The sequence below is a fragment of the Hyphococcus sp. genome (assembly GCF_965267305.1).
Classification (GTDB): Bacteria; Pseudomonadota; Alphaproteobacteria; order Caulobacterales; family Parvularculaceae; genus Hyphococcus.
Window position 1 is genome coordinate 2,859,509 of sequence record NZ_OZ253945.1, and the last position, 24,570, is coordinate 2,884,078.

Here is a 24,570-nt window from a genome sequence, read left to right on the forward strand (position 1 = left end):
TTAAGCAGGGCCTAAAAACCTCTCAGGAAACCCGCCCGCCGGATTCACGGAACCGGCGCAAAAGTCGAGTAGTCTGCCTTTCATGTCACAGTCATTGCCTGCCGCCGTCTCCCGGAATTTCGCCAAGCTTCAGGAGGCCGCCGATCATGCGGCCCATAATTTCTCGCAAGGCGCGGCGCACGCCGCTGCGGATATGCGCGCCGCGGCCCACGCCCGCGCGGAAATGCTGCGCCGGATCGTGCAGCATTGCGCCAAGTTCCAGCATGTGGATCTCGGCCGCTCCATAGGCCAGGCGGCCCTGTCGCTGGCGCTCTATTTCGCCGCCGCGGGCGCGATGATCGCGCTCGTCAAAACCGGCTTCTGGCCGCTGGCGCTTCTCCTCTCGCCGGTCGCGGGGCTGTTTCTTGTAAAGCTCTTCATCATCCAGCACGATTGCGGCCATGGCAGCTATTTCAAGAACAAGCGCGCCAATCACCTGCTCGGCTTTTTCGTCAGCATCCTGACCTTCACGCCCTACGCCTTCTGGCGCGACGCCCATAACCGCCATCATGCGACTTCCGGCGATCTCGACCGCCGCGGCGTCGGCGGCGTCGATACGCTGACGGTGCCGGAATATCGCGCGCTCCCCTTGTCGAAGCGCATCATGTACCGGATTTACCGGCATCCCGTCGTCATGATCCTTATTGGCGCGCCGCTCTATTTCTTCATTCTCCAGCGCCTGCCGCTGGCCGGCCCCATGCCCTTCGCTGAGGTCTATAGCGGCATGAAGCTGCGCCAGGTCTGGCGGTCCGTGGCGGCGCTCAATCTGGCGCTTCTGGTCGTTTATGGCGGGCTCTCCCTGCTGTTCGGTCTCGGAACCGTCGCCATCGTCTTCCTGCCGGCGGTCACAGTCGCCGCCTGGACCGGCGCCTGGCTGTTCTTTGTCCAGCACCAGTATGAAGACACTTACTGGGCGAAAAAGCCGGAATGGAACATGGCGGAGGCGGCGATCTTCGGCTCGTCTCATTACAAGCTGCCGCAGCCCTTGCGCTGGCTTACGGGCAATATCGGCCTCCACCACATCCACCATCTCGCGAGCCGGATCCCCAATTACCGGCTGATGGAATGCTACCGGGCGAGCGAGGATCTCCTGTCGCTCCCTGTCATGACCATCCGCGATTCCATCCGCTGCGCGCGCCTTGCGCTGTGGTGCCCGGATCGCCGCAAGATGGTCAGCTTCGCGGCCGCCTAGAAGCCGATTGCCGTCTGACAACCCGGACGGATTGGTGTTAACTGGCTTCAGGGAACTTCACGGGAGCCAGTCATGACATCACGCCTTTTCGCCTGCGCGGCCGCCGCCGCCCTTTTGATCGCCGCGCCCGCCGCCGCGCAATCGGACCTCAAAAGCGCCGTCGCGGCTGATTACGACGCCAATCTCGAAGCTCTGTTCCAGTGGTTTCATCAGAACCCGGAGCTCTCCCATCGCGAGTTCAAGACGTCGAAGCGGCTGGCCGAGGAAATCCGCGCGCTGGGCTATGACGTCACCGAAGGCGTCGGCGGCACGGGCGTCGTCGCCGTCATGGAAAATGGCGACGGCCCGACCATCATGATCCGCGCCGATATGGACGGCCTGCCGGTCAAGGAAGACAACGACCTCCTTTACAAATCGACGGCGACCCAGGAAGACATCGACGGGATCGTCAAACCGGTGATGCATGCCTGCGGCCATGACGTGCACATCACCTCGCTGGTCGGCACGGCGCGGCAGATGGCGGCGCGCAAGGATCAGTGGGCCGGGACGCTGGTGCTGATCGGCCAGCCGGCGGAGGAGCGCATTTCCGGCGCCCGGATGATGATGGAGGACGGGCTCTACAAGCGCTTCCCGAAACCGGATACGGCGCTGGCGCTCCATGTCTCGTCAGCGACGCCCACCGGCAAGGTGGAAGTGCCGCTCGGCATCCGCGCCTCGTCGTCGGACAGCGTCGACATCGTCGTGCACGGCGTCGGCGCTCATGGCGCCTCGCCGCACAAGGGCGTCGATCCGGTGCTGGTCGCTTCGCAGATCGTCGTCTCGCTCCAGTCCATCGTCTCGCGCACCATCGCGCCGCAGGAGGCGGGCGTCATCACCGTCGGCGCCATTCACGGCGGAACCAAGCACAACATCATTGGCGACAAGGTGGAGATGCAGCTCACCGTCCGCTCCAACAATCCGGAAGTGCGCGCGCAATTGCTCGACGCCATCGACCGGGTGGCGGAAGGCGTTGCGATCTCGCTGGGTGTGCCGGAAACGCTCATGCCTGAAGTCATCCGCTCGAAAACCGAAACGACGCCGCCGACCATCAACGACCGCGAAAGCGCCGAATTCGTGCGCGCGGCGCTGATTGCGAGCATGGGCGGCGACATTCTCCATGAGGAGCCGCGTGAGGGCATGGGCGCTGAGGATTTCGCCTATTTCGTCACGCCCGAAACCGGCGTCAAAGGGGTCTACATGAATGTGGGCGGCACGCCGGCAAAGCAAATCAAAGACGCGCCGTCTCACCATTCGCCGCTGTTCAGGATCGAGCCGGAGCCTGCGATCACCACCGGCGTCGAAGCGATGACCACGGCCGCCATCGCGCTTTTCAATCAGGAGTAGCGGCGCCGGTTCTTAGGCGCTTGCGCGTTGCGGCGCCGGCCCTTCGCGAAGGTGCGGCGCCCAGATTTTCATGCGCTTCGTGAGGTCGTCTTTTTTGAGGGGCTTTGAAAGATAGTCGTTCATGCCGGCGTTGATGCAAAGATGCTGGTCGGCGGGCTTGATATGCGCGGTGATCGCGACAATGGGCGTGCGCTTATCGGCGCCGCGCTTGCGCTCCAGCATGCGGATCTTGCGCGTCGCCTCGAGGCCGTCCATCACTGGCATCATGATGTCCATCAACACAAGATCGACATCGTTTCTGTGAAACAGTTTGACGGCGTCCTTGCCGTTCTTGGCGATAATGGCCTTGCAGTCGTAATTCGCAAGATAGTGCTCAAGCACTTTCAGATTCACGTCATTGTCTTCGGCGATGAGGATCACCGGCGGGCGCGCGGCGTCCTCCTCCGAAGGATGTTCAGCATTGGGAATATTGGCGTCAGACATCCGGCTATTCCTTTGGCTGGCAGGCCTTTAAAGGCGGCCCAGCTTCTCCGGCCGTGCCTAAGAAGACGCGAACGCTTTGCAGGAAATGCAAAGCAGCGGTTTAACTTTTAAACGCCGCCGGTCTTGGCGAGGGAGCCGCAAAGCCCCGGCGGGCCCCGACATGGCGGGTCTCATGCGCGCCAATTCAGGTTAACGCCGCTTTCGGAGCGCTCTGTAATTTTTCGCGTCAGCGTAAGGCATTGAAAAGAGTTGTGGCGAAAAGCAGGCGCCGTCTCAGAGGGAAAGGCCTGCTTTTCAACGCCGCAATTAGTCGTCGTCGCTGTAATCGACGCCGCTGATTTCGATATCGCCGTCGCCGCGCGCGCGAATCTTTCCTTCGTGCCGGGCGATATGAATGGAGCCTGACCTTGTGGCGTAGACGGCCGGGTTGGTCGCGACGCCGTTGAAGGTGAAGTCGCCGGAGCCGCTGATTTCCACCATCAGATCTTCGGCGCGCCCGCCGCCGATATCGATGTCGCCGGAGCCGCGCACATGGGCGAGGGTCTTGCCGCTGACGCTGGCGAGCGTCACGTCGCCGGAGCCGCTGATCTCAATCCCGGCGCCGCCGCCGACTTTGCCTGCCTCGACATCGCCGCTGCCATTGATGGAAAGCGCCATGGCGGCGCCCACATTGCCGAGCTTGATGTCGCCGGAGCCGTTGATGTCGATGACGGCCGGGCCAGCTACATCGCCCAGAGTCATGTCGCCCGAGCCGTGAATTTCGGCTTCAAACGCGCCGGCGGATTTCGCCGAGAGATCGCCGGAGCCATATATTGAGGCTTTAAATTCGCCGGCGACATTTCCTGCGTCGAGATCGCCGGAGCCGTGAATGGCGATGTCCGCCGACGCGATGTCGCCGATCATGCCGTCCACATGGCCTTCGCGCATCGAAAGGGCGCCATGCGTGTCGTCGGCGGTGAAGATCATCACCGCACTGTCGAAATCCAGCGCGGTTTTCTCCGGAATGCGCAGGGTCAGCGTCGGATAATCTTCAAGGAAAACCCTGAAAGCGTCGTCGTGATATTTGCGCCAGTCGACATCATCCTGCCAGCGGATGTCGTCGGGGTCCTCGTCGCTCGCAATGGTGAGGACGCCGTTCTTTTCCGTGACCCGAACCGGATAGTCGGCATCCTTCCCCTTGGCGAGATCGAGGCGCACGGGACCGCTTTTGACGGTCTCGACTTTCACCGTGCCGATGAAATTTTCGACCTCGACTTCTGTAACGCCTTGATGGGTGGTTGTTTCGGCCGATGCAGCCGCCATCAGCGGCGCCGTTAACGCCGCTGTCAGTAGTAGGATACGCATTGCACTCTCCCCTCGCTGGGTGTGAAGCCGCCCGTCTGCTACAAGTTTAGCGCCTCCTTCGCGCAAGGGCAAACCGCGCCACCCTCCCGCCATGAAATGACCCTGAAAAGACCCCCTCGCGCGCCGACGGCGAGGTTTCCTCCGGCCGTTTCACCATCATGAGACGGCTCGGGCTAGGGGCTCCTGTCTCAGGCAGTAGGAGTGAAAACTCATGTTGAAGAAAGTTGTTGCGGGCGCGTTCGGCGCGGGGGTGATGTTGATGGGAGCGCAGGCTTTCGCCGGGGAATGGAAGTTCAATCCGCGCGCCTGCCCCGATCTCGTCGAGGACCGCTATGACCGCATCGAGGACCGTCGCGACCGGCGGGTCGATTATGGTCGCGGCGACCGACGCGAGGACCGTTACGACCGGCGCGAAAACCGCCGCGACGAGGCGATCACTGTCTGCCCGATCCGCGCTTTTTATTACCAGCCCGACCGCTGGGAGCATCACGCCCAATATCACGGGCGGGGCAATGCCTGGGGCCGTCATCAAGCGCGCCCGCCCTTAAAATACGATCGGCGGATCGGCATGTATTACCGCTATGCCGACGGCCGCAAGATTTACATTCGCGGCTAGGCCGGAAAATCAGTGTAGATACAAAACGGCGCCCAGCGGGCGCCGTTTTCAATCAGTGATTGCGCAGCGCGCTGATCAATTCTTTTTTCGTCATGTTCGACCGGCCCTTGACGCCGATCTCTTTCGCGCGGTCGTAAAGCTCGTCTTTCTTCCAGTCTTCATAGGGCTTCGCCTCGCCGCCTTTTTCGGAAGGGTGTTGAGACGAATTCGCCTGCGCATTGGCGATGCGCGCGGCCTTTTCTTTGCTTGCGCCGTCTTCGCGCAAGGACTGATAGGTCTCGTCGTCCTTAATGGTCGGTCCGTGGTTCTTCTCCATGGGCTTAACCCTTTTCTTTTTCGTCGCTCTTCCTCACGCGCGTGGCGCCCGCGGGGCGTTCCTTTGCGCGCTTCTTTTCGTCGAGCTTGCCTTTCTTCTCCTGCAGGTCTCCGCCGGCGACGCCGCCCTGGGACGGGGCGCCCGGCTCGCCGAGATATTCCTTGTCTTCAAGCGCCTCCTGGCGTGTCTTGGGGCGAGTCATGCATATCTCCTTTCAGGCGCGCGTCAGTTCGGAGCCGCAGCAAAGTGCGTAGCCGCCATCCGGTTTTTCGATGATATAGGCGGGCGATCCGGCGTCGCCTTCGCGCCGGACCCTGTCGCCGTCGATGATCTTGCTGACGGGACGGGTGTGAATTTCGGCGATGACGCCGCTTCGCTCGCCGTCGCCCCAATCCCATTTCACTTCGTCGCCGCGTTCAAAAAGCTCGGTCATAAGGGCCTCTCTTTTTTGCCGGCCCGGATGCAGTCCGGCGCGTTTTTTCCGTGCTCGTCATCCGAACACGAGGATCGGCGCCCTGTTCCGAAATCCATGACGTGAAAGCATGCCTCGAAAGCAGACTGGCGCTTTCTTCGTGTCCGCGTTATAGGCGCGGCGCAGCAAAACATCGGATGAGCCATGGCCGCGAAGAAAGACGTGAAAAAAGTGGTGCTCGCCTATTCGGGCGGTCTCGACACCTCTGTGATCCTGAAATGGCTGCAGGTGGAATATGATTGCGAGGTCGTGACATTTACGGCTGATCTCGGGCAAGGCGAGGAGCTTGAGCCCGCCCGCCGCAAGGCCGAACGCGCCGGGGTCAAGGAAATCTACATTGAGGATCTGCGCGAGGAATTCGTGCGCGAATTCGTCTTCCCCATGTTCCGGGCGAATGCGGTCTATGAGGGGCTTTATCTGCTCGGCACTTCCATCGCGCGCCCGCTGATCGCCAAGCGGCTGGTGGAGATCGCCGAAAAGACCGGCGCCGATGCGATTGCGCATGGCGCCACGGGCAAGGGCAACGACCAGGTGCGGTTCGAACTCAACGCCTACGCCCTCAATCCCGACATCCGCGTCATCGCGCCGTGGCGCGAATGGGATTTGAACTCCCGCGAGAAACTCATCGACTGGGCGGAAAAGCACCAGATCGAAATTCCGAAGGACAAGCGCGGCGAGGCGCCGTTCTCGGTCGATGCGAACCTTCTGCACACGTCGTCCGAGGGCAAGGTGCTCGAAGATCCGGCGCAACCGGCGCCCGATTACGTCTATCAGCGCACCGTCGATCCCGAAGACGCGCCGGACAAGCCGGAAATCATTGAAATCGGTTTCGACCGCGGCGACGCCATTTCCATCAACGGCAAGCCCATGTCGCCGGCGACCCTTCTCGCCGAACTCAACGAATATGGCCGCAAACACGGCGTCGGACGCCTCGATCTCGTGGAGAACCGCTTTGTCGGCATGAAGTCGCGCGGCATCTACGAAACGCCCGGCGGGACCATCCTTCTCGCGGCTCATCGCGGCATCGAACAGATCACCCTCGATCGCGGCGCCGGGCATCTCAAAGACGAATTGATGCCGCGCTATGCGGAGCTGATTTACAACGGCTTCTGGTTTGCGCCGGAGCGCGAGATGCTCCAGGCCGCCATCGACAAGAGCCAGGAAAAGGTCGCCGGCACGGTGCGGGTGAAGCTCTATAAAGGCTCGGCCAGCGTCATCGGCCGGTCGTCGCCGAACACCATCTACTCCATGGCCCATGTGACCTTCGAGGAAGACATGGTCTACGACCAGAAAGACGCCGAGGGGTTCATAAAACTGAACGCATTGCGGCTTAAGCTGCTGGCGCGCCGCAACAAGAACGCAGAGTAAGCAGAGCAAGAGTAAAAGAGTAAGATGGATCTTTCCAAAATCACGCCGGGCGTCAATCCGCCGAAAGACGTCAACGTCGTCATCGAAGTGCCGCTTGGCGGCGAGCCGATCAAATACGAGATCGACAAGGCGTCGGGCGCAATGTTCGTCGACCGGTTCCTCTATACGTCGACGCGCTACCCTTGCAATTACGGCTTCATTCCCCAGACCCTCGCCGACGACGGCGATCCGGTGGACGTGATGGTGATGGGCAACCGGCCGCTGGTGCCCGGCGCCGTGGTCGGCGCCCGGCCTGTGGGCGTGCTCATCATGGAGGATGAGGCGGGCATGGACGAAAAAATCCTCGCCGTGCCGAGCCCGCGCCTCACGCGCTATTACGCCAAGATCAAATCCTATCATGACCTGCCCGACATCATGATCGAGCGCATCAGCCACTTCTTCGAGCATTACAAGGACCTCGAGCCCGACAAGTGGGTCAAGATCGTCGGCTGGCGCGATGCGGACGTGGCCGAAGAGCTCATCATGGCGGGCTTGAAGGCCGAAGCGGCGAAGGGCTGACGCGGGAGCGCGCGCCTTAACCCTTTTTAAACCCCGTCTTTTGAGCTAGCATCTTCCCTGTCCAGTGCGGACATTCGCCCCGCCAGCGAGGCCGGGCGAGGGGCGGCGATCGCTCGTCGAGAGGAACAGGGGGCCAAGATGCGTAATATTGAAGCCATATTCGGGGGAATATTGGCGCTCGCGGTTCTGGGCGTCGCCTTGTTCGCCGTGATGAACACGCAATTCGCGTCGGGGCCGGGCGGCGAGACTGCGCCGGCTGCGACCGCGACCACTGCTTCCTATGACAACAGCGCGGCGCCGCCGACGATCATGGCGTCGTCAGGCCAGGACCTTGTCTGCGAATGTTACGACGCGGCCTTTTCGCTCGCTGGCAAGGTCAATGTCCTCTCGCCCGAATACCGCACCGGCTTCCAGCAGTGCCGGGCCCGCGGCGGGGTCGACGCCGGGGACGCCTGGACCGCGGGCTGGAATGCGCGCCAGTCGGGCCAGCCCTTCGAGGCGAGCTGCCGCTCCTACAAGCGCCGGCGCTGATCCGTCTCGTGAAACTGTTCCGCTTGCTGGCAACCATTTTGGCATTCGCCGCATTTTGTAGTGTGAGCGCCGCCGAACCGCCGCGTTTCGAGCCCGCTGTCTCGACGCTGACCGGCCGGGTGATGGGCGAATATGTGATGGTTCCGGGCCGTGAGATGTCGAAAGGGGTCGCGCTGCTGCTCGATCCGGCGATCACTATCGAAGGCAATCCCGACAGCAGGAGCAACAGGCGTGCCATGCGTAATGTGCGGAAAATCCTGCTTGAACCTGCCTCAGACGATCTCGACCTCTGGTCCATCGCCGGCGAGACCGTGACCCTTGAAGGGGTGCTGTTTCGCGAACATGTCGATATTTTTCATTCCGACGTCACCATGCGCGTCCACAAAGTCATCGCGGATCAATCCGGTGACGAAACGTCGGGCGCTTAATCCGTCGAAAAATTCTCGATCACCGTCTTGAACGGAATGACGCCCACATCGGCGAAGAGGCCCGCCTTGTTATAGGGGTCTTCGGCGGCGATGGCGCGGGCTTTCCCCTCGTCCTCGGCTTCGATCACCAGCATGGAGCCGATGGGATCGCCCTTGCCGTCGAGCATCGGCCCGCCGAGCAGCAGCTTATTTCCAAAAGATTGAAAATATTCGAGATGCGCGGGCCGGGTCTCCATGCGCAAGGCGAGGGAGTCCGGCTTGTCCCGGCATAGTAAAACAAATTGGGGCATCGTTACGCTTCCGATTTTAAGGGCCGCGCCATCAGCGCGGCGATGATCTCGTCGACGGACTTGGCGCCGGAGACGAGGGCGGCGACGGCTTCGCAGATCGGGGCCTCGACCCCGGCCTTTTCTGCGAGGGCGTGAATGGCGCCGGCGGTGGCGACGCCTTCGCAGACCGTATTGCGCTCGGAAAGGATCTCGTCGAGCGTTCGGCCTTTGCCGAGATCGATCCCAAGGGACATGTTGCGAGATTGCGGCGAGGTGGCGGTGAGGATCAGGTCGCCGAGGCCCGAAAGCCCGGCCATGGTCTCTTTTTTCGCGCCAAGCGCCACGCCAAGGCGCTGAAATTCCGCAAAGCCCCGGGCGATGAGCGCGGCTCGGGCGCTTTCGCCGAAGCCCTTGCCCTCTACCACGCCGGCGGCGATGGCGAGCACGTTCTTAACTGCACCGCCGAGTTCGGCCCCGGTGAGGTCGTCGGAAAGATACGGCCGGAAGCCCGGACCGCCGAGCGTCGCCATCCAGCGGGCGCCCGTATCCTTGTCGCGGGCGGCGAGGGTCACGGCGGTGGGAAGTCCCATGGCGACATCGCGGGCGAAGCTCGGTCCGGACAAAACCGCGGGCTCCGCCTCCGGCCATACCCCAGCCAGAACCTCGGTCATCATCAGGCCTGAAGACCGCTCGATGCCTTTGGAGCAGAGCGCTACCGGGACCGGCCGGCCATCCGTCGCCTCCCGGAGATCGGCGAAGACGGGGCGGGCGAACTGGGCCGGCACAACGAAAAGTATGGCCTGGCAATCGGCGGCCATACCCAGTGATTGCGCGGCCTTGAGGCTTTCGGGCAGGGGAACGCCGGGGAGGTATTCGCTGTTCTCATGGGCGGTGTTGATGCTGCGTATGACCGCGTCTTCGCGGGCCCACAGCGTGGTGGCGACGCCGTTCGTCGCGCAAAGCGAGGCGAGCGCCGTTCCCCAGGCGCCGCCGCCGATCACGCCAACCGATTGGAAAGGGGCGCCCGGATTCATGACTTCCAGTTCATTTGCTTCATTGCCGAATGACGACTGAACGGTTTATAAAGATGTCAACATAAACATGCGGCCCCGAATGCCCATCGAAACGCTCGACGACACCGCAAAGCAGATTCTCGACGCCGCCAGCCGGCGCTTTCTCCACTATGGCTACGGCAAGACGACCATGTCGGAGATCGCCCAGGACTGCAACATGTCCACGGGCAACCTCTACCGCTACTTCCCGTCGAAGCTCGATATCGCCGAAAGCTTCGTTCGGGTGCTGCGGCGCGAGCAGGTGGCCCGGCTTCGTGAGGTCGCCGACGACCCGGCCCAGACCCCGGCGGAAAAGCTCAGATCGTTTTTTCTCCGAAAATTTCAGCTCGCCTACGAGCGTTTCCATGACAAGCCCAAGGCCTACGAGTTATCGAGCGAGCTTCTGGGGGCCCGGCCGAAAGTCGCTATCGAATGGGAGAACGCCGAGGGCCGCGTCCTTGCCGAAATCCTGATCCAGGGAGACGCGGACGGCTCCTTCGCCATTGAGAACCCCGCAGAGACCGCCAAGATCCTCCAGGACGCCGGATATCGCTTCACCAGCCCGGCGGTCTTTCATGAGGGCGAGTTCGAGGCGCTGGCGGCCGAGCTCAACGGGGTCATCGACCTGATCCTCGACGGGTTCGCCTTTCGCGCCGCCAAAAGAGCGGCGGTTGAGAAGCGAAAACACGCATAAATCCATAGCGGAATACTCTAATCACTAGTCACAAAGTGGTGAGTATACGGTTCCGCGACGTGAATTTTCAAACCTAAAGCATTGTAATGTATGGGTCTATAAGCTCGTTTAGAAAAATTACGATTAAACAATGAATATTTAGCATTTTGTTCATTGACAATGATTTATCCCCCGCCTATCTGCCGCTTTGTCGATGGCGAAAAATCGCTTTCGGCGCGCCCCGCGGGGGCAATGCCTTACGCGCCAAAACGGCGCCAAGACAAAGAAACGAACTGACAAAACGCAAAGAGAAACCCAAATGAGCACCCTTCGTAATTTCGCCGTTCAGGCGACCGTCACCCTCACCCTTACCAGCGCCCTTGGCGCGGTCCTTTTCGGCCTCGCCGACTACGCCACGCGCGGCGTCGTCATTGGCTAAGGACTAAACCCCGAGACCTGCTGCTTCCGTCCCTCCCCTTAGGACGCACCCTCCCTAAACGAAGCAGCATCCCCTGGCGCGGAAGCCTGCCCCGGCTTCCGCGCTTTCTTTTTGTCTAACGTCCTTTTTTTCGGCGCGCCCAATTTGAAACTGTGTCGGTTACACAATTTCAAGATAATCCGGGCTAGGCTGTCCCCGCCCAAAACTGGGAGAGACGACATGCCCGGATCGACCCGCTTCGCCGCCGCCGCCCACATCATGACATTGCTGGCCGCCCATCGCGGCGCGCCCCAGACTTCCGAAACGCTGGCGAAGAGCCTCGCCACCAATCCTGCGGTGGTGCGCCGCCTCCTCGGAGCGCTAGCGAAAGCCGGCCTCACCCAGTCCGATCTCGGCAAAGGCGGCGGCGCGCGCCTTGCCAAGGGGCCGAAGAAAATCACGCTCGCCGACATCTACCGCGCTGTCGAAACGCCGGGGCTCCTGCCCCTGCCGCGCTCCGCGCCGGATCCGGCTTGCCCCGTGGGCCGCAATATGGCGCCGGCGCTCACGGCCGTCGGCGATGCGGCGGAAACCGCCTTTCTCGCCTCGCTTGAGGCGGTTACGCTGAAACAGTTCGCCAAGGAAATTGCTGCAGGCGATGCTGCAGCAAAAAGCGCAGCATAAGCTCCGTTTGCTGCGGTCTATGCTGCAGCAAATCTCTGCAGCAAAATTAATGAAATCAGGCCTTTGGCCCTTTGCGGCCGGAGCCGAGGCGCCCGCCGTCCGGCGGCTCGGCAAGCGGCCATCGCGCCCGCGGCGCAAGGCCCATCGCCTCGTCCTGCGCCATGGCGAGCCCGGCGGCGAGGCGTTCGGCCCCTGCCCAGGCGATCATCGCCCCGTTATCGGTGCAATATTTGGGCGGCGGGACGATCAGCGCCCAGGAATTTGCTGCGCATAATTGCTGCAGCATTTTCTTGATGGCGCAATTCGCCGCGACGCCGCCGGCGACCACCAAACGCTTTGCTTCCGGCATCAGCGCCATCGCCTTTTCGGTGCGCTGGGCGAGATGGCGGGCGGCGGCTTCCTGAAACGAGGCGGCGAGATCGGCGATGTCCTGGCCCGTGGGATTCTCCAGGCTTGCCGCCGTCTCGCGCACCGCGGTCTTCAGCCCCGAAAAGGAAAAATCGCAGCCTTCATGTTTGAGGAGCGGGCGCGGCAGGTCGAAACGGTCGGTCCTGCCGCCCGTCGCCGCGGATTCCACTTTCGGTCCGCCGGGCGCGCCGAGGCCCAAGAGCTTTGCGGTCTTGTCGAAACTCTCCCCCGCGGCGTCGTCGATGGTGGTGCCGAGCCGGTCATACCGGCCGACGCCCGTCACCCGGATGAGCTGGGTATGGCCGCCGGAAATGAGGAGGAGGAGATAGGGAAAGGGCGCGTCCTCTGTCATTCGCGCCGAGAGGGCGTGACCTTCGAGATGGTTGAGCGGAACAAGCCGCAGGTCATGCGCCATGGCGACAGCCTTCGCCGTCGTAAGCCCGACCATCACCCCGCCGACGAGGCCCGGCCCCGCCGTCGCCGCGACGGCGTCGAGATCGGCGAAACTGACGCCCGCCTTCGCCACCGCCCGCTCGATGGTTCCGTCGAGGCGCTCCACATGGGAGCGCGCGGCGATTTCCGGCACCACGCCGCCATAGGCCGCATGGTCCTCATGCTGCGCCCAGACTTCGTTCGAGAGAATGCGGCACGCGCCATTCTCCTCCCGGCTCACGACCGCGGCGGCGGTGTCATCGCAACTTGTCTCGATGCCTAAAACCAGCATGGGTCTTCTGTCTTCTTGCTTATGCCTTTGTGACTGCGTTAAGCCCGGCGGGGAAAGCCCCGCATGGACATGAAAGCTTCCGGCGGCGCAAGAGCCCGGGCCGAGATTTGTCCCGGCTCCAGTTCCGAAAGCGAAACGAGTGAGCAACGACAAGTCCTTCGCCATCGCCAGCCGCCGCTCGCCCCTTGCGATGGCGCAGGCGCGGCTTGTCCAGGCGATGATCGCGAAGGCCGCCGGGATTTCGCCGGAGGCGGCGCCCATCCAGGATTATGTCTCCACGGGCGACCGCAATCTTCAGGGCTCCCTCGCCAATATTGGGGGCAAGGGGCTCTTCACCAAGGAGATTGAGGAGGCGCTGCTCTCCGGCGCGGCGCGTTTTGCGGTCCATTCCATGAAGGACATGCCGGCGGACTCGCCGCCCGGACTTGTCACGGCGGCGATCCCGGCGCGGGAAGACCCGCGGGACGTTTTCATCTCCTATGTGGCGGAGACCCCCTGGGACCTGCCGCAGGGGGCGCGAGTCGGGACGGCGTCGGTGCGGCGGGCGGCGCAATTGCTGGCGCGGCGGCCGGATCTGAAGATCGTTCCCTTGCGCGGCAATGTGGGCACGCGCCTAGACAAGCTCGAACGCGGCGAGGCGGACGCGACGTTCCTCGCCCTCGCCGGGCTCAACCGCCTCGACATGGAGGGCCATGCGACGGCGGTGATGGCGACCGACGAGATGCTGCCCGCCGTGGGGCAGGGCGCTCTCTGCGTCCAGACCCGGAAAGACGACGAAGAGGCGCGCGCCATCGCGGCCAAGTTCAACTGCGCGCGCACCAGCGCCTGTGTGATCATGGAGCGGGCGTTCCTGATGGGGCTCGACGGCTCCTGCCGCACGCCCATCGCCGGCCTTGCGATCATGCAGGATGACGAAATCCGCTTCCGCGGCGAGCTTTTGTCGCTTGACGGCAGGGAACGGTTTGCCGTCGAATGCAGTCTTCCGTATACAGAGCATTGTGCGATGGACGCCGGCGGCCTGGGCGCCGAAGCGGCGGCGGAGATCCTCGATGCGGCGGGCCTCGATTTCTTCAAAAGGCTCGAGGGGTGACGAGCGTTCTCGTCACGCGGGCGGAGCCGGACGCGTCGGATTTCGCCGCCGCCTGCCGCGCGGCGGGGCTCATCCCTATTCTCTCGCCGGTGATGCGCATCGAGATTGAAAAGACGTCAGTGGACCTCGCCGGCGTCGGCGCCATCGCTTTCACTTCGGCCAATGGGGTGCGCGCCTTCGCGGCGAATTCGGCGGAACGCGCGCTGCCGGTTTTTGCGGTCGGACCGGTGACGGCGGCGGCCGCGGAAGCGGCGGGGTTTAAAGACATTCATGCCGCCGGCGGCGATGTAGCGGCGCTGGCCAGTCATATCGCCTCCGAAAGCGCCTTGGGCGGAAAAGCCATATTGCATGTCGCCGGGGCCGACCGGGCCGGAGATCTCATTTTGGCCCTCAAATCCGAAGGGATCGCCGCCCGGCGCCAGACGCTGTACCGGGCGGAGGCTGAGGACGCGCTTTCGGCCGAAGCCGTGGCGGCGCTGAAGGACAGTGACGGCCTCTGGGTCACGCTCTTTTCGCCCCGCACGGCGAGGCTTTTTCTCGGCCTCGCCGAGAAAGCCGGGCTTTTGCCGCAACTATCGGGCGCTCGGGCGGTTTGCCTCAGTGAGGCTGTCGCGGAAGCGGCGTCAAAAGCGGCGTGGGGCGAAATCGCCGTTGCGCCGGACCATACGGGCGAAAGCGTGATCGGGACGATCTGCGAGGCCGAACGCCGCGCTTGAGCGCGCGTGAGGCGGCGCTTATCTAGGAAGGCGCGCAGGTGAGGGTGAGACGTGACGCAGGATGGCGACTCTAAGGCTAAGAAAGAAGAGGAAAGCCTCCCTGAGGTGGAGGCGGAACTTGTCAGCGAGACGCCGCCGCCTCAGGACGCGTTCGAAGATGACGCGCCGGCGGATTCGCCGCCGCAGGATGCGGTTCAAGGTGATGCGGGAGGCGCCGGCGCCGACAACGGCGGAGACAAATCCGAGCCCGTAAAACGCAAATCGACCCTGACCCCCGGGGTCATGCTGTTTCTCGCTTTCGTTGTCGTCGCGCTTATTGCTTTCGCCGTATGGCGGTTTCAGATGGCGCCGGGCGCCGCGCCCGCTGAAGACGCGCCGGCTGCAGCCGAAGAAACTGCGCCAGATGTTTCAGACGGGGAAAGCGTTTCTGAAACGCCGGACGAACCGGAAACGGCGCCGGAAATCGACGAGCCTGAGACCGCGGCGAAAATCGGCAATCTTCCCGATGATGATTTGAAACCCTCCGACGCGCCAGCGGAAAGCAGCGGCTATCTGCCGCCGGTCACGGAAGACGGCGCCGCCAAAATCTCCAATTCCGTCGAGGATGGCGCGAAAGAGGCCATGCGCCGTTTCGGCGAGGGGGAAGACGCCGCCGTTGAAGCTCCGTCTACGGAGGAAGGGATTGATGGCGCAGTCGTGGAAAGCGACGCTGCTTCATCGGTGGAGGCGGCCGAAAACGCCGCTGAAACCGCCGCCATGGAAACGCCGCCGCCATCGGAAGAAGAGGCGGCTGCGGGATCGGCGCAACCCGTTGATGAATCCGTCGCGGCCGCCGCTCAGGCGGAGGAGGCTGCGGTCGCCCTGCAGGCGGAAATGGAATCCATGCGCGCGGCTTTCGAGGAAGAGCGCGCTCAGCTTGCGGCGTCGCTCGACGCGGCGCGCGCCGAAAACGCAACCCAGGCCGAGGAACTGTCGCGCCTCCGCGCCGAACTGGAAAACCGCAACAGCGCCGTTGATGACGAGATCACGCGCCTGCGCGAAGAACTGCAGAAAGTCCGCAATGACCGCGCGCAGCAATCGGCGCGGCAAATGAAAGCGTCCTTTGCGCTCGCCGCACTCTCCCGTGCGGTGGAGCAGGGCGATCCCTATACGGAAGAGCTTGCGGTCATCGAAGAATTCGAGCCGGGCGCCGGGTCGGCGCTGGAAGCTCATGCCGAAACCGGCGTCGCCACCGACGCCGCCTTGCGCATCGGGTTTGACGCAGCGGCCAGAAAGGCGCTCGCGGCGGCAGGCCAGGCCCAGGCCGGCGGCGGGCTTTCAGGGCTGATGGCGCGGGCGAAAAACCTTGTCAGCGTGCGTCCCGCACGGCCCCTCGACGGCGACGATCCGGGCGCCGTTCTCTCGCGCGCCGAACATGCGCTGGAACAGGGAGAAATAGGTTTCGCGCTGTTGCAGCTTGAGGATCTGCCGCTCGTCGCGCAGGAGGCCATGGCCGAGTGGATGGCGGAGGCCCGCGCCCGCGCCGAGGCGGAAGCCGCTGTCGCCTCGCTCACGGCGCAGCTTTCCGGCGATGCGGAGTAGGGGACGTTTATGATCCGTATCCTGATGTTTCTTCTGGGGATCGTCTTTTTCGCTTTTGCGATTACGGTTTTTGCAAGCTTTGACAGCCGCATCACCGGCGAAGCGTTCGGGTATCGTTTCGATGGCCCATCAGGCCTCATCATCGGCGGGCTGATTGTCCTCTTCGTCGCTGCGATCTATCTCACCCACAAGGTCAAGGATATCCTTGCGATCCCGGCGAAGATCAAGGCGAAGGACGCAGCGACGCGGCGCGAGCGCGGCATCGCGGCGCTGACGCGGGGGCTCGAGGCCGCCGCCGCCGGCGACGGCGAGGATGCGGCCCACCATGCGCGGGTTGCGCGGCGCAATCTCGACGATGTGGCGCTGACGCGGCTGTTGACGGCGCAGGCGGCGCAGCTTTCCGGCGACATGGCGACGGCGAAAGAAAGCTATTCGGCGATGCTCGCCGCGCCCGAAACGGAATTCATCGGCCTGAAGGGCCTCTATGCGCAGGCGATGACCTCGGGCGATACGGCGGCCGCGAAGTCTTACGCGGAACGCGCTTTTCGCCTGCGGCCCAATGCCGCCTGGGCTTTCCAGTCGGTGTTCGATCTGGGGCTCGAACGCGGCGCCTGGAACGAAACGCGCGAAGCGGTGATTGGCGCACAAAAGAACAAGGTGATCGACGATGCGCGCGCCAACCGCGCCCGCGCCGCCTTGCTCACCGCTGACGCCTATGCGGCGGCGGATCAGGCGACGGCCATGAGCGAGGCGGAAGCGGCCTTGAAACTGGCGCCGGATTTCACCCCGGCCTCGGTGCTCGCCGCGCGCATCGCCATCGACGAAGGCAAAACATCCAAGGCGGCGAAGCTCCTCGAAGCCGGCTTCACCGCGAGCGCTCACCCGGCGCTGATCAAGCTTTACGATCGTCTTTACAAGGATGAAACGCCGGAAAAACGCGCCCACAAGCTGAAAAAGCTTGCCGAGAAAAACCCGGCGTCGGACGAGGCGGTCTTGTTAAAGGCGCGGGCCGCGACGCTGGCCGAGGACTGGCAGGGCGCAGTGGACGCGCTCGAAGCCCATGTCACGAAGACGGCGACGCCGGCGGCTTTTTCCCTGATGGCGAAAGCGGCGGCGGGCCTTAAAGGCGAGGCGGCGGCGCAAATCTGGTACGAACATGCGGCCGCCGCGCCGCGCGATCCGCGCCCCGGCGCCGACGGGACTTTTCATCTCACGCGCGAAGGCTGGGCGCGGCTCATCCGCGAATATATGGACTACGCGCGGCTTTCCCCGCCGCCGATAGAAGAGGCGACGGCGGGCGTTTCGACCGAGGAAGTTCGGCTTCTGCTCGCGCCGCCCGTTGTCGAGGAGTCTCTCGACGAGATCGAGGAAGATTCAGAAACGTCAGCGTCCGAAACTCCAGCCGAGGATGCGTCGAAAGCTTCGCCAGACCATAGCGCCGATGCATCATCGTCGGGCGAAGAAGACGATCACGTCCATGACGATGAAGAGGCCGAACGTGCGGCCAATGCGGCGCGCGGGGTTTCGTAAACTACTCCGCGGCGTCCTTGCGCTCGCCGGTTTCGTCATTTGCGGCGGTGTGGGCTCGCGCTTCCTCGTCAGGCGCGTCCGCTTCTTTCGCCGCTCTCGCGGCGGCTTTCTCCGCGGCCTTCGCCTCCTTTTCGAGACGTTTCTTTTCGGCCTTTTCCGCCGCCTCGCGTTTCTTGAGTTCCTTTTTGTCGAAGGCGGTCATGGGCGCGGCTTCGGCTTCCTTCGCCGCTTCCGCCGCAAGCATTGCCTCTTCGGCGAGGGTTTTGACTTTGAGGTAGTCGATCTTGCCGGTGCCGAGGACGGGGATTTCGTCGACCGTGACGATCTTCTTCGGCACGGCGATTTCCGGCACGCCGTGGCTTTGCGCCCAAGCGAGCAGAAGCCCGCGCGGCGCGTCGGCGCGGTCGGTGACGAGGATCACCTGCTCGCCTTTCTTCGGATCGGGCATGATCGCCGCGGCGTGAAGATTGTCGGGCCAGACGGCCGAGGCGCAGTTTTCGACGACGGCGAGCGAGACCATCTCGCCGCCGATTTTCGCGAACCGCTTCAGGCGCCCGCGGATCGCCATATAGCCGTTCTCGTCGATGGAGACGATGTCGCCGGTGTCATGCCAGCCGTCAGCGAGAGGCGTCACGACGCCGGGATTGTCGGGCGAGAGATACCCCTTCATCACATTCGGTCCGCGCACGAACAAACGTCCTGCGCCCTCGAGACCGTCCACAGGTTCGAGCCGGGTCTCGACGGCGGGGAGGAGTTTGCCCACCGTGCCGGAGCGGATGTCGCCGGGCTGGTTGGCGGCCAGGACGGGCGAGGCTTCGGTGACGCCATAGCCTTCCAGCACCTCGAAACCGAAGCGTTTTTCCGCCGCCTGGCGGGTCTCGTCGCGCACGCGCTCTGCGCCGCAGACGGCGATCCTGAGTGACGACATGCCGCCATCGGGGCTTGCGCGCATATATTGCGAGAGAAACGTGTCGGTGGCGAAGAGCACCGTCGATCCGGTTTCGAAAATCCGCTTCGGGATGATCTTGGTCTGCAACGGCGAGGGGTGAAACACCACCGGATAGCCGTTGAGGATCGGCCACAAGGCGCCGGCAGTCAGCCCGTAGCAATGGAACGTCGGCAGCGGATTGAAGAAAATGTCCGTGGGCAGAAGTTCGACATGTGCGGAAATCTGCTCGATATTGGCGATGATGTTGCGGTGGGAAAGGACGACGCCCTTGGGCGCGCCTTCAGTGCCGGACGTGAAAAGGATGACGCCCGGCTCTTCCGGGTTCGGCGTCGCAGCGAGAACCGTCGGAAAGACCGGGCCGAGAAGCGCCAGCGCCTTGTCGCGGGGTTTGATCTGCTCGCGGACGTCTTCGAGATAGATGATCTCGACCGCCGCGGAGAGCTCTTCCATGAGCTTTTCAAGACCGCCGAGCTCCACGAATTTTTTCGAGGAGACGATCTTTGTCACCTCTGCGGCTTTGCAGGCGGCGAGGAGGTTTTTCGAGCCGGCCGTGAAGTTGAACATGGCCGGAACACGTCCGCGCGAGAGGAGGGCGAAGAGGGCGATGATCGCCCCGGCGCTGGTGGGGAGCAGGACGCCGACCCGTTCGTTCTTCGTTGTCAGCCGCGCCAGCGCGCCGCCGAGCGCAAAGGAGCCTTGCGTGATTTCCTTATGCGTCAGCTTGCGGCCGTCGCCATCGGTGATGACGGCCTTGTCCGCCTTGTCGCGCCGCGCATTGCTGAGATAAGCTTGAAAGATCGCGCGCCGCGACCGGCGCTCGATGCGTCTGACCGGATCAACCATATCCTTAGTCCGCCTTCCGCCCCGAAATGTCCCTGTCCGTTTCCCTACTCCTAATTTAGGCGAGGCGAGGCTGAAATTCCAGAAAAAGCAGAGCGCTAAGGCGGGATTTCGGACGCGCCGGCGCATCCGCTGCGGTGCAAAATGATCGTGGCCGGCGCAAAAAAGCCGCCGCCAAGGGAAGGACATGGCGGCGGCGAGTGGGGCGCTTTGGTGTGCGGGGAGAGAGAAAGCGCCCGGGGGGGCTCAAAAAATCACGCGTCTTGCTTACGGCATCACGACGGCGTCAATGACGTGGATGACGCCGTTGGATGCTTTGATGTCGGCTGTTGTGACGGAGGCGTTGTCGACTTTGACGCCGTCAGTCGCGTCAACGGTAATTGTCGAACCTTGGACGGTTGCAACTTCAAGCGTCTGGCCGGCGATGTCTTTCGACATCACTTTGCCCGGGACGACATGATAGGTAAGGACGGCGATCAACTGATCTTTGTTTTCCGGCTTCAAAAGGTTTTCGACTGCGCCTTCGGGCAGTTTCTCAAATGCTGCGTCGGTCGGCGCGAACACCGTGAACGGACCTTCTCCTTTCAGAGTCTCCACAAGGCCGGCCGCCTCCAGGGCTGCGGCGAGCGTGTTGAATTCACCGGCCGCCACCGCGGTGTCGACGATGTCTTTTTTAGCCTTGCCGTGGTGATCGGCGTTCGCGGCGCCGAAAGCAGCCGTCAGGGCTGCTGCGGCGGCGATCATGGTTTTCGTGATGGTCATCTTCATATCTCGTTCTCCCTTTGCTGCACTTCCGCTCCTGTGGGGCGCTGGAGCGGGGCTGTTGGCGCCGGCGGCGCGGTTCGTTGCTTTCATATAGAGAAAATATATTTTATTGATAATAAAACTTTCGTGAGGTGAATATCAGTTTTCTTGTAAAGAAAATCAGCTCACGCTAATTTTTGTCTACGGAAAAATGGGAAGCCTAATGCTGACTGAAACGCTCGCCAAAGGTCTCGAAGACTATGACATCGGATCGAAAGTGCGGGTGCTGCGCCTCGACAAAGGGATGGCGCTGGCGCAGCTCGGCGAGCATTCAGGGCTGTCGGTCGGCATGCTGTCGAAAATCGAACGCGGCCAGATCATTCCGACCCTGCCCACGCTCTTACGCATCGCGATGGTGTTCGGCGTCGGCCTCGACCATTTTTTCACCGATAATGAAGACCGGCCGCTGATCGCGATTACCCGTAAAAAAGAGCGCATGCGGTTTCCGGAACGGCAAGACGCGAAAGGCGAGACCTATACTTTCGAGAGCCTCAATTTTCCGGCTACGGACAGACGGCTGAACGGCTATCTCGCGGAATTTCCTGCAACGTCAGAGCCGTCAAAACCGCACAGCCATGACGGCGTCGAGCTGGTTTATGTGATGAAGGGACAGCTCGCTATTGAAATCGGCGGCGAAGATCAGGTTCTGAATGAAGGCGACGCCATTTATTTCGACAGCAGTGCGCCACACAGCTATCGCCGGGCCGGGAAGTCGAGCTGCACGGCGATGATTATCGTCACCGCTGACGGCGAGTAGGTTTCAGAGGTCAACCGCCGTCGCGATTTCCTGTTGAATGGCGCGCGCTGCAGACGAGGGATCTTTCGCTGCGATGATGGGCCGCCCGACCACCAGATGATCGGCTCCGGCGGCGATGGCGTCTGCGGGCGTCACCACCCGTTTCTGGTCGTTGGCGTCCGCGCCCGCGGGGCGCACGCCGGGGGTGACGATTTTCAGCCCATCGCCGAAGCGCGCCTTGATGGCGGCGGCTTCCTTCGCCGAGGCGACGACCCCATCGGCGCCCGCTTCAGCGGCGAATTCCGCACGCTTCAACACAAGATCGGGGAGGGCGGTGTCGATCCCCATCTTGGTGAGGCTCTCCTGGTTGAGGCTGGTCAGCACCGTGACAGCGAGGATTTTCAGCCGCTTGTCGTCGCCGCGTCCCTCGACGGCGCCCTTCAGCACGTCGGGCTCCGCATGGACCGTCAGAAAATCGCCGCCGAGTTTTGCAACGCTTGAAACGCCGCGCTCCACCGTCGCGCCGATGTCGTGAAATTTGAAATCGAGAAAGACTTTCTTGCCTTCGTCCGAAAGCCGTTTCGCCAGATCGAGCCCGCCAATGGGCATGAGCTGATAGCCGATTTTGTAGAACGTGCCTTCATCGCCGATGGCGTCGATGGCGCTCTGAGCTTCCTCCGCAGACGGAAGGTCGAGGGCGATGATCAGGCGGTCTTTAGGCATTGTGTTCATTGAATTGACGTCTTTCGCTAGGCCGTCCCCCTCCCGAAATTTGCTAGCGCAAATTTCGACCTCCCCTCAAGGGGGAGGTGGAGGTTCCGCTCCGGCTCTTTACCTCCCCCTTGAGGGGAGGTCAAAATCGCAAAGCGATTTTGGGTGGGGGTCATTTTGCTGCCGTTTTCTTCTTCACCGCCCTTAGCTTCGGCTTGCCGGCGAGTTTCTTCTTCGTCGCTTTCTTCTTGGGCGGTGCGGCTTTCTTCACCGGCTTGGGCTTTTCCGGCGACATCACTTTGTCCTTGAACTGGCAGAGATCGACAATGGGACAGCGCCAGCATTCGGGCTTGCGCGCCTTGCAGATATAACGTCCATGCAGGATCAGCCAGTGATGGGCGTGAAGCAAAAAGTCCTCAGGGACGATTTTCTCGAGCCCCAGCTCCACCTCCAGCGGGTTCTTGCCGGGCGCGAGGCCGGTGCGGTTGCCGACGCGGAAAATATGCGTGTCGACGGCGATGGTCGGCTGGCCGAAAGCGACATTCATCACCACATTGGCGGTCTTGCGCCCGACGCCGGGCAGGGTCTCGAGCTCCTCGCGCGTTTCCGGCACCTTGCCGCCGAACTCGCCGATAAGCTTATTCGAGAGGGCGATGACGTTCTTCGCCTTGTTGCGCCACAGCCCGATGGTCTTGATGTAGTCGCCCAGTTTTTTCTCGCCGAGCGCCGCCATTTTTTCGGGCGTGTCTGCAACCTCAAAGAGCGTCTTCGTCGCCTTGTTGACGCCCTCGTCGGTCGCCTGCGCGGAGAGCGCCACAGCGACCACCAGCGTAAACGGGTTCTTGTAATAGAGCTCGGTTTTCGGCTCGGGCGAGACCTCGGCGAGGCGCTCGAAAATCTTCCGCGCCCATTCTTTCTTTTTTGGGGCGCGCGTCATTTTGGGCATCAAGGGTCTCATGAAAGATTTGGCGCGACCATAACGCGCGCCGCCCGGAAATAAAGTTCCAGGGGAAGTGAATTGCAGGCGCCGTCGCGGACCGCTATCTTTTCCCCATGCCGCGCCTCCGTCACTTTGAAACCATGGCCCCCGTGCAAAAGGGCCGCGCCTCCAGCGCCTCGGGGCTCGATGATATCGCCGAGGGGCAAAGCCTCTTCGATGCTGTGCTCGCGCCCAACCGGTCGCTCCCCAATACCGGTTTCGCCGCGGTGATGACCATCGTCGTCATCTCCAATCTTTTCTTCGGGACCTATTTCTTCCTCAAGGGCGCCTGGCCGGTTCTGGGCTTTTGCGGGCTTGACGTCTTTGCGGTCTGGCTGGCCTTCAAGCTGAGCTACCGGCAGGGGCGCCTGCGCGAGCGGGTGCGCGTCACCGAGGACGACATGTGGGTGGCGCGGGTCCTTCCTTCCGGGCACGAGACGCGCTGGCGGCTCCAGCCCTTCTGGACCAAGGTCTTCATCGAGCGGCCCGTGGGCCATGAAAGCCAGGTGCGCGTCACTTCCAAGGGCGAGACCTTGATCCTCGGCTCCTTTCTTTCCCCTGACGAGCGCGGCCGCTTCGCCGAGGCGCTGAGCGCCGCCTTGGGAAAAGCTCGCCGATAGGTTAAAGGGCCTATTTCCCAAGACGGAACGGACTTCCATGCTCGGCTTCTTCCTCGTTGTGTTCGCCTTGCTCGCTCTTGCGGGCGGTCTTTATTGGCGATGGCAAAAGAAAATCGCGGAGGAAATCGCCGAAGGCGCCGCGATCGAATGGGCGCAATATCAGAAAAACGAGCCGGAATTTCTGGAGGGCGTGAGCGAGGAGAAATTCCGCGAAATCTACGCCCGCGTCCATGCCCCGCGCTTTCCCGGCTATGCGCTCGCCACCGTCGCGGCGTTTTTCATTTCCCTGCCTGTCACCTTCGCCGTCCTGAACATCGGGCTCTGGGCGGCAAGCGCGACCGGTCTGCTGCCCGAACCGGTCGATGTGGCCGACCGTGTTTTCATCGAAGACGGCCATCTCGTGATGTTCAAGGACACGCCGCCCGAGGCTGCGCTTTATTATATCAAAGACCTCGCCGGGTTTTATTATTTCTTCGGCGTCATCGCCTCATGGCTGGTGATCGTCTGGTTTTTCATGCGCCGGTTTCACTCGCGCCGACCAGGCTATATGCGCGATGAGATCATACGGTCGAGAGAATAGGAGAAAGATATGCGCTATCTGCACACCATGGTGCGGGTCAAAGACCTCGACGCCTCCCTCGATTTCTACTGCAACAAGCTGGGTCTTGTTGAGGTGAACCGCTATGAAAGCGAGAAAGGGCGGTTTACGCTGGTTTTTCTCGCTGCGCCCGAAGATGCAGCGGCGGCGAAAGAGAAAAAGGCGCCGCTTGTGGAGCTCACTTATAATTGGGATACGGAGGAGTATCAGGGCGGGCGCAATTTCGGCCATCTCGCCTATCAGGTCGACGACATCTACGCGCTTTGCGCCAAGCTTCAGGATGCAGGCGTCGTCATTAACCGTCCGCCGCGCGACGGCCACATGGCCTTCATCCGCTCTCCCGACGGGATTTCCATCGAGCTTCTTCAAAAAGGCGAGAGCCTGGCGCCCGCAGAGCCCTGGGCCTCTATGGAAAACACCGGAAGCTGGTAAGAGCTTAGCCCTTCCTTAACGCCAAT

General features: G+C 62.5%; 29 protein-coding genes. 17 read left to right on the plus strand and 12 right to left on the minus strand.

Annotated elements, in window-relative coordinates:
* Positions 1-82 precede the first annotated feature (82 nt).
* A complete protein-coding gene (locus ACQY5P_RS13670) occupies positions 83-1,231 on the plus strand; it encodes a fatty acid desaturase (protein ID WP_428407424.1) in 1,149 nt (382 codons plus the stop codon).
* Between the two features lie 72 nt (positions 1,232-1,303).
* On the plus strand, positions 1,304-2,614 hold the full coding sequence (locus tag ACQY5P_RS13675) for an amidohydrolase (RefSeq protein WP_428407425.1): 1,311 nt from the start codon (positions 1,304-1,306) through the stop codon (positions 2,612-2,614).
* 12 nt (positions 2,615-2,626) lie between these two features.
* Here ACQY5P_RS13675 and ACQY5P_RS13680 read toward each other — a convergent pair whose 3' ends face one another.
* Entirely contained in the window at positions 2,627-3,097 is a 471-nt protein-coding gene (locus ACQY5P_RS13680; protein WP_428407426.1) for a response regulator, read from the minus strand.
* Positions 3,098-3,403: 306 nt separating this feature from the next.
* The gene (locus ACQY5P_RS13685) at positions 3,404-4,441 is read right to left on the minus strand and encodes a GIN domain-containing protein (RefSeq protein ID WP_428407427.1); all 1,038 of its coding nucleotides are present in this window, start codon (positions 4,439-4,441) and stop codon (positions 3,404-3,406) included.
* Between the two features lie 211 nt (positions 4,442-4,652).
* Between ACQY5P_RS13685 and ACQY5P_RS13690 the strand changes: the two genes are divergently transcribed.
* Complete coding sequence (locus tag ACQY5P_RS13690; protein ID WP_428407428.1) at positions 4,653-5,057, plus strand: hypothetical protein; 405 nt, start codon at positions 4,653-4,655, stop codon at positions 5,055-5,057.
* Positions 5,058-5,109: 52 nt separating this feature from the next.
* Here the strand turns inward: ACQY5P_RS13690 and ACQY5P_RS13695 are convergent, their stop codons facing one another.
* From ACQY5P_RS13695 to ACQY5P_RS13705, 3 genes are read right to left on the minus strand one after another with little or no spacing between them, the layout of a single operon-like run.
* Entirely contained in the window at positions 5,110-5,373 is a 264-nt protein-coding gene (locus tag ACQY5P_RS13695) for a DUF7218 family protein (protein ID WP_428407429.1), read from the minus strand.
* Between the two features lie 4 nt (positions 5,374-5,377).
* Positions 5,378-5,575: a hypothetical protein gene (locus ACQY5P_RS13700; protein WP_428407430.1), complete on the minus strand. Its 198-nt coding sequence runs from the start codon at positions 5,573-5,575 to the stop codon at positions 5,378-5,380.
* Positions 5,576-5,587: 12 nt separating this feature from the next.
* Positions 5,588-5,806 carry a DUF2945 domain-containing protein gene (locus tag ACQY5P_RS13705; RefSeq protein ID WP_428407431.1) on the minus strand — a complete coding sequence of 73 codons (219 nt, stop codon included), beginning with the start codon at positions 5,804-5,806 and terminating at the stop codon, positions 5,588-5,590.
* A 183-nt stretch (positions 5,807-5,989) separates the two neighbouring features.
* Between ACQY5P_RS13705 and ACQY5P_RS13710 the strand changes: the two genes are divergently transcribed.
* From ACQY5P_RS13710 to ACQY5P_RS13725, 4 genes are all read left to right on the plus strand, one after another.
* Positions 5,990-7,213 carry an argininosuccinate synthase gene (locus ACQY5P_RS13710; RefSeq protein ID WP_428407432.1) on the plus strand — a complete coding sequence of 408 codons (1,224 nt, stop codon included), beginning with the start codon at positions 5,990-5,992 and terminating at the stop codon, positions 7,211-7,213.
* A 24-nt stretch (positions 7,214-7,237) separates the two neighbouring features.
* Positions 7,238-7,771, plus strand: a complete 534-nt coding sequence (gene ppa, locus ACQY5P_RS13715; protein ID WP_428407433.1) for an inorganic diphosphatase — start codon at positions 7,238-7,240, stop codon at positions 7,769-7,771.
* Positions 7,772-7,909: 138 nt separating this feature from the next.
* The gene (locus ACQY5P_RS13720) at positions 7,910-8,302 is read left to right on the plus strand and encodes a hypothetical protein (protein ID WP_428407434.1); all 393 of its coding nucleotides are present in this window, start codon (positions 7,910-7,912) and stop codon (positions 8,300-8,302) included.
* 62 nt (positions 8,303-8,364) lie between these two features.
* Positions 8,365-8,730, plus strand: a complete 366-nt coding sequence (locus ACQY5P_RS13725; protein WP_428407435.1) for a hypothetical protein — start codon at positions 8,365-8,367, stop codon at positions 8,728-8,730.
* Here the strand turns inward: ACQY5P_RS13725 and ACQY5P_RS13730 are convergent.
* A complete protein-coding gene (locus tag ACQY5P_RS13730) occupies positions 8,727-9,020 on the minus strand; it encodes a YciI family protein (protein ID WP_428407436.1) in 294 nt (97 codons plus the stop codon). The genes ACQY5P_RS13725 and ACQY5P_RS13730 overlap by 4 nt on opposite strands.
* A 2-nt stretch (positions 9,021-9,022) precedes the next feature.
* On the minus strand, positions 9,023-10,033 hold the full coding sequence (locus ACQY5P_RS13735) for an NAD(P)H-dependent glycerol-3-phosphate dehydrogenase (protein ID WP_428407437.1): 1,011 nt from the start codon (positions 10,031-10,033) through the stop codon (positions 9,023-9,025).
* 79 nt (positions 10,034-10,112) lie between these two features.
* Between ACQY5P_RS13735 and ACQY5P_RS13740 the strand changes: the two genes are divergently transcribed.
* Together ACQY5P_RS13740 and ACQY5P_RS13745 are read left to right on the plus strand one after the other, a co-directional pair.
* Positions 10,113-10,745: a TetR/AcrR family transcriptional regulator gene (locus ACQY5P_RS13740; RefSeq protein WP_428407438.1), complete on the plus strand. Its 633-nt coding sequence runs from the start codon at positions 10,113-10,115 to the stop codon at positions 10,743-10,745.
* Between the two features lie 637 nt (positions 10,746-11,382).
* The gene (locus tag ACQY5P_RS13745) at positions 11,383-11,826 is read left to right on the plus strand and encodes an Rrf2 family transcriptional regulator (RefSeq protein ID WP_428407439.1); all 444 of its coding nucleotides are present in this window, start codon (positions 11,383-11,385) and stop codon (positions 11,824-11,826) included.
* Between the two features lie 55 nt (positions 11,827-11,881).
* Here ACQY5P_RS13745 and tsaD read toward each other — a convergent pair whose 3' ends face one another.
* Positions 11,882-12,958 (minus strand): tRNA (adenosine(37)-N6)-threonylcarbamoyltransferase complex transferase subunit TsaD, encoded by a 1,077-nt coding sequence (gene tsaD, locus ACQY5P_RS13750; RefSeq protein WP_428407440.1) that lies wholly within the window; start codon positions 12,956-12,958, stop codon positions 11,882-11,884.
* Positions 12,959-13,097: 139 nt separating this feature from the next.
* On the opposite strand from tsaD, the gene hemC reads away from it, so the two are divergent.
* The 4 genes from hemC to ACQY5P_RS13770 are packed head-to-tail and all read left to right on the plus strand — an operon-like array spanning position 13,098 to position 17,875.
* On the plus strand, positions 13,098-14,048 hold the full coding sequence (gene hemC / locus ACQY5P_RS13755) for a hydroxymethylbilane synthase (protein ID WP_428407441.1): 951 nt from the start codon (positions 13,098-13,100) through the stop codon (positions 14,046-14,048).
* Positions 14,045-14,764 (plus strand): uroporphyrinogen-III synthase, encoded by a 720-nt coding sequence (locus ACQY5P_RS13760; protein WP_428407442.1) that lies wholly within the window; start codon positions 14,045-14,047, stop codon positions 14,762-14,764. The genes hemC and ACQY5P_RS13760 overlap by 4 nt, the downstream gene beginning before the upstream one ends.
* A 51-nt stretch (positions 14,765-14,815) precedes the next feature.
* Positions 14,816-16,345 (plus strand): hypothetical protein, encoded by a 1,530-nt coding sequence (locus ACQY5P_RS13765; RefSeq protein ID WP_428407443.1) that lies wholly within the window; start codon positions 14,816-14,818, stop codon positions 16,343-16,345.
* A gap of 9 nt (positions 16,346-16,354) precedes the next feature.
* Positions 16,355-17,875: a heme biosynthesis protein HemY gene (locus ACQY5P_RS13770; protein WP_428407444.1), complete on the plus strand. Its 1,521-nt coding sequence runs from the start codon at positions 16,355-16,357 to the stop codon at positions 17,873-17,875.
* Between the two features lies 1 nt (position 17,876).
* On the opposite strand, the gene ACQY5P_RS13775 is transcribed toward ACQY5P_RS13770, so the two are convergent.
* Both ACQY5P_RS13775 and ACQY5P_RS13780 read right to left on the minus strand, forming a co-directional pair.
* Positions 17,877-19,667 (minus strand): AMP-binding protein, encoded by a 1,791-nt coding sequence (locus ACQY5P_RS13775; protein ID WP_428407445.1) that lies wholly within the window; start codon positions 19,665-19,667, stop codon positions 17,877-17,879.
* A 264-nt stretch (positions 19,668-19,931) separates the two neighbouring features.
* A complete protein-coding gene (locus ACQY5P_RS13780) occupies positions 19,932-20,426 on the minus strand; it encodes a fasciclin domain-containing protein (protein WP_428410666.1) in 495 nt (164 codons plus the stop codon).
* A 205-nt stretch (positions 20,427-20,631) separates the two neighbouring features.
* On the opposite strand from ACQY5P_RS13780, the gene ACQY5P_RS13785 reads away from it, so the two are divergent.
* Positions 20,632-21,225 carry a helix-turn-helix domain-containing protein gene (locus ACQY5P_RS13785; RefSeq protein WP_428407446.1) on the plus strand — a complete coding sequence of 198 codons (594 nt, stop codon included), beginning with the start codon at positions 20,632-20,634 and terminating at the stop codon, positions 21,223-21,225.
* Between the two features lie 3 nt (positions 21,226-21,228).
* Here ACQY5P_RS13785 and pyrF read toward each other — a convergent pair whose 3' ends face one another.
* On the minus strand, positions 21,229-21,936 hold the full coding sequence (pyrF, locus tag ACQY5P_RS13790; RefSeq protein ID WP_428407447.1) for an orotidine-5'-phosphate decarboxylase: 708 nt from the start codon (positions 21,934-21,936) through the stop codon (positions 21,229-21,231).
* 151 nt (positions 21,937-22,087) lie between these two features.
* Positions 22,088-22,852: an endonuclease III gene (gene nth, locus ACQY5P_RS13795; RefSeq protein WP_428410667.1), complete on the minus strand. Its 765-nt coding sequence runs from the start codon at positions 22,850-22,852 to the stop codon at positions 22,088-22,090.
* Between the two features lie 143 nt (positions 22,853-22,995).
* Between nth and ACQY5P_RS13800 the strand changes: the two genes are divergently transcribed.
* From ACQY5P_RS13800 to gloA, 3 genes are read left to right on the plus strand one after another with little or no spacing between them, the layout of a single operon-like run.
* Positions 22,996-23,514 carry a DUF2244 domain-containing protein gene (locus tag ACQY5P_RS13800; RefSeq protein ID WP_428407448.1) on the plus strand — a complete coding sequence of 173 codons (519 nt, stop codon included), beginning with the start codon at positions 22,996-22,998 and terminating at the stop codon, positions 23,512-23,514.
* A gap of 37 nt (positions 23,515-23,551) precedes the next feature.
* The gene (locus ACQY5P_RS13805) at positions 23,552-24,094 is read left to right on the plus strand and encodes a hypothetical protein (protein WP_428407449.1); all 543 of its coding nucleotides are present in this window, start codon (positions 23,552-23,554) and stop codon (positions 24,092-24,094) included.
* Positions 24,095-24,103: 9 nt separating this feature from the next.
* Entirely contained in the window at positions 24,104-24,544 is a 441-nt protein-coding gene (gene gloA / locus ACQY5P_RS13810; RefSeq protein ID WP_428407450.1) for a lactoylglutathione lyase, read from the plus strand.
* Positions 24,545-24,570: the final 26 nt, after the last annotated feature.